Origin of the sequence: Microbacterium sp. K24 (assembly GCF_004794465.1) — a bacterium.
Lineage (GTDB): Bacteria > Actinomycetota > Actinomycetes > Actinomycetales > Microbacteriaceae > Microbacterium.
Map to the genome: position 1 here is coordinate 1 of NZ_SSDJ01000079.1, position 582 is coordinate 582.

Genomic DNA, 582 nt, shown 5'->3' on the forward strand with positions numbered 1-582 from the left:
CGGCAAGTCGCCCGCCGAGATCGCCGACATCTTCGCCGAGTGGAACCGCGGCGAACTGGAGTCGTACCTGATCGAGATCACCGCCGAGGTGCTCCGTCAGGTGGATGCCGAGACCGGCAAGCCCCTCGTCGACGTCATCCTCGACCAGGCCGGAGCCAAGGGCACCGGAGCATGGACCGTGCAGACCGCTCTGTCGCTCGGAGTGCCCGTCTCCGGCATCGCCGAGGCGACCTTCGCCCGCTCGCTGTCGTCGCACCCGGAGCAGCGCGCCGTCGCCACGACGCTTCCGGGGCCGGACGAGACCTTCGCCGTGGACGACGAGGCCGCTTTCATCGAGGACGTGCGCCTCGCGCTGTACGCCTCGAAGATCGTCGCCTACTCCCAGGGGTTCGACGAGATCCGCGCGGGTGCCGCCGAGTACGGCTGGAACATCAACGACGGCGTCGGCTCGACCCACCTCGACATCCCCGTGCCCTTCCTCAAGGTGCACGAGTCGGGCACGAGGGCTCTCGCGAGGACGAGCCCTTCCCGTGACGGTGCTCTACGTCGGCCACGGCGATGACGAGGTCGCCATCGCCGATC

The 582-nt window shown here is 69.1% G+C and carries 1 pseudogene; it reads left to right on the forward strand.

The annotated features are described in order from the left end of the window. A pseudogene (locus DW306_RS05895) lies at positions 1–562 on the forward strand (hypothetical protein); the annotation flags it as partial. Positions 563–582: the final 20 nt, after the last annotated feature.